General features: G+C 53.6%; 2 tRNA genes and 2 rRNA genes (1 of these 4 only partly in view). All 4 read left to right on the top strand.

Annotated elements, in window-relative coordinates:
* Nucleotides 1–326: 326 nt before the first annotated feature.
* A 16S ribosomal RNA gene (locus tag AC0L3X_RS46440) occupies nucleotides 327–1,815 on the top strand.
* A 188-nt stretch (nucleotides 1,816–2,003) separates the two neighbouring features.
* Nucleotides 2,004–2,080, top strand: a tRNA-Ile gene (locus AC0L3X_RS46435).
* Between the two features lie 33 nt (nucleotides 2,081–2,113).
* Nucleotides 2,114–2,189: transfer RNA gene (locus tag AC0L3X_RS46430), tRNA-Ala, on the top strand.
* 411 nt (nucleotides 2,190–2,600) lie between these two features.
* Nucleotides 2,601–3,289 (top strand): 23S ribosomal RNA (locus AC0L3X_RS46425) (it continues 2,184 nt past the right edge of the window).
* The 16S and 23S rRNA genes sit together here with 2 tRNA genes alongside, the layout of an rRNA operon.

Below are 3,289 nucleotides of genomic sequence, written 5' to 3'. Positions count from 1 at the left end.
TAAGTCGATTGGAGTTCATTCATCGTCGGTGAGGGTGTCGGGAACCCTTCCACTCTGGAAGGTTGGGGCCACCTGGTCCCGGGCTGTTTGACAAGTGAAGATGAAGAAAGAGAAACGTGGACGGCGGAGTCCTTGCGCCTCTCGGACACTGAAGAGCTTCGGCTTTTGAGTTCTGAGAGGGGACGAAAGACTTCGGCGGTACACGTTTTAAAGGAAACACCATCGCTGCCAGCGATGTGAATCGCGGGCAGCTCGACGACTTCGGTTGTCGAAATAATGGTGGGACCTCGTCAAACGTTGTGATCAGCCGGTTCAAAGTTCAAGTCCAACTTGAGAGTTTGATCCTGGCTCAGAGCGAACGCTGGCGGCAGGCTTAACACATGCAAGTCGAGCGGGCGTAGCAATACGTCAGCGGCAGACGGGTGAGTAACGCGTGGGAACGTACCTTTTGGTTCGGAACAACACAGGGAAACTTGTGCTAATACCGGATAAGCCCTTACGGGGAAAGATTTATCGCCGAAAGATCGGCCCGCGTCTGATTAGCTAGTTGGTGAGGTAATGGCTCACCAAGGCGACGATCAGTAGCTGGTCTGAGAGGATGATCAGCCACATTGGGACTGAGACACGGCCCAAACTCCTACGGGAGGCAGCAGTGGGGAATATTGGACAATGGGGGCAACCCTGATCCAGCCATGCCGCGTGAGTGATGAAGGCCCTAGGGTTGTAAAGCTCTTTTGTGCGGGAAGATAATGACGGTACCGCAAGAATAAGCCCCGGCTAACTTCGTGCCAGCAGCCGCGGTAATACGAAGGGGGCTAGCGTTGCTCGGAATCACTGGGCGTAAAGGGTGCGTAGGCGGGTCTTTAAGTCAGGGGTGAAATCCTGGAGCTCAACTCCAGAACTGCCTTTGATACTGAAGATCTTGAGTTCGGGAGAGGTGAGTGGAACTGCGAGTGTAGAGGTGAAATTCGTAGATATTCGCAAGAACACCAGTGGCGAAGGCGGCTCACTGGCCCGATACTGACGCTGAGGCACGAAAGCGTGGGGAGCAAACAGGATTAGATACCCTGGTAGTCCACGCCGTAAACGATGAATGCCAGCCGTTAGTGGGTTTACTCACTAGTGGCGCAGCTAACGCTTTAAGCATTCCGCCTGGGGAGTACGGTCGCAAGATTAAAACTCAAAGGAATTGACGGGGGCCCGCACAAGCGGTGGAGCATGTGGTTTAATTCGACGCAACGCGCAGAACCTTACCAGCCCTTGACATGTCCAGGACCGGTCGCAGAGATGTGACCTTCTCTTCGGAGCCTGGAACACAGGTGCTGCATGGCTGTCGTCAGCTCGTGTCGTGAGATGTTGGGTTAAGTCCCGCAACGAGCGCAACCCCCGTCCTTAGTTGCTACCATTTAGTTGAGCACTCTAAGGAGACTGCCGGTGATAAGCCGCGAGGAAGGTGGGGATGACGTCAAGTCCTCATGGCCCTTACGGGCTGGGCTACACACGTGCTACAATGGCGGTGACAATGGGACGCTAAGGGGCAACCCTTCGCAAATCTCAAAAAGCCGTCTCAGTTCGGATTGGGCTCTGCAACTCGAGCCCATGAAGTTGGAATCGCTAGTAATCGTGGATCAGCACGCCACGGTGAATACGTTCCCGGGCCTTGTACACACCGCCCGTCACACCATGGGAGTTGGTTTTACCTGAAGACGGTGCGCTAACCCGCAAGGGAGGCAGCCGGCCACGGTAGGGTCAGCGACTGGGGTGAAGTCGTAACAAGGTAGCCGTAGGGGAACCTGCGGCTGGATCACCTCCTTTCTAAGGATGGTTCTTCAGAAGCTTGCTTCTATCGAACCGTTTTAGAAACATCAGTGGCCAACGATCGTCAGGATTGTTGAGCTGCATTGGCGGGATTTCGCCGTCTTCGTTTCTCTTTCTTCGCGGACGAACACGCGCTGGGGCTGCAAGCTTGCAGAATCCCTGGTCCTTGACTGGATATGCGTTAGGGGCTTGTAGCTCAGTTGGTTAGAGCGCGCGCTTGATAAGCGTGAGGTCGGAAGTTCAAGTCTTCCCAGGCCCACCACACTCATCGAGTGAGCATTCGTCTTCTGGTTACGGGGCCATAGCTCAGCTGGGAGAGCGCGTGCTTTGCAAGCATGAGGTCGTCGGTTCGATCCCGTCTGGCTCCACCAGATGGTTTGATCATCGACTGATCGTGCACCTAAATCGTCCGCGAAACATCACTTCGCACTTACTAGTCCGGATGGACAGTAAGCTGCGTGATTTCTGACATCGTAAAGAGGAGATCGATCCGAGTTGGATCGGGCAACAAGCAATTGTTGCGCGATACTTCATTATCTCCGGATCATTTCGGCGCTCGTGCGCCTTTCAATGTAGCTCACAAGGCTGCGTCTGAGAGGAATGCGAGTTGTAAATGATCCTTTTAGCGAAGCTTGACCGCCTCGCTATCGGAACGATCTTACGAAGCAAGCTGGTCTTTCTAATCATTGTCCGGCTGCAGATAGCGTTCATCGAGGGCGCGTGCCGCAAGGTAATTCTGCAGACAACATTCTGCCGAGTGTGTGGACATTGATAATGAGAGCAATCAAGTGCCTTAAGGGTGTTCGGTGGATGCCTTGGCGCTGAGAGGCGATGAAGGACGTGCTACGCTGCGATAAGCCGTGGGGAGCTGCGAAGAAGCTTTGATCCATGGATTTCCGAATGGGGAAACCCACCTTCGATAGCCGGAACTCCAAGACCTTTGTCGAAAGACATTGGTGTGGGGTTCGATCAGAAATGAGAGATGCCTAGGCCTTTAGATTTCGATCGAAGAGGTTTTGGATTTCCGGTTATCAAGAGAAGGTATGAGACTTCTGAATACATAGGAGGTTTCAAGCAAACCCAGGGAACTGAAACATCTAAGTACCTGGAGGAAAGGACATCAACAGAGACTCCGTTAGTAGTGGCGAGCGAACGCGGACCAGGCCAGTGATACATCAAAGACAATCGGAACCGGTCAGGAAAGCCGGGCCTTAGAGGGTGATAGCCCCGTACGAGTAATGCGATGATGTATCCACGAGTAAGGCGGGACACGTGAAATCCTGTCTGAACGCGGGGGGACCACCCTCCAAGCCTAAGTACTCCTCAGCGACCGATAGTGAACCAGTACCGTGAGGGAAAGGTGAAAAGCACCCCGACGAGGGGAGTGAAATAGACCTGAAACCGGACACCTACAAACAGATGGAGCCCAAGATACGTTCTGGGTGACATCGTACCTTTTGTATTATGGGCC

It is taken from the genome of Bradyrhizobium sp. MI1.7 (assembly GCF_055811795.1).
This window is presented reverse-complemented; position numbering and strand designations above follow the sequence as displayed.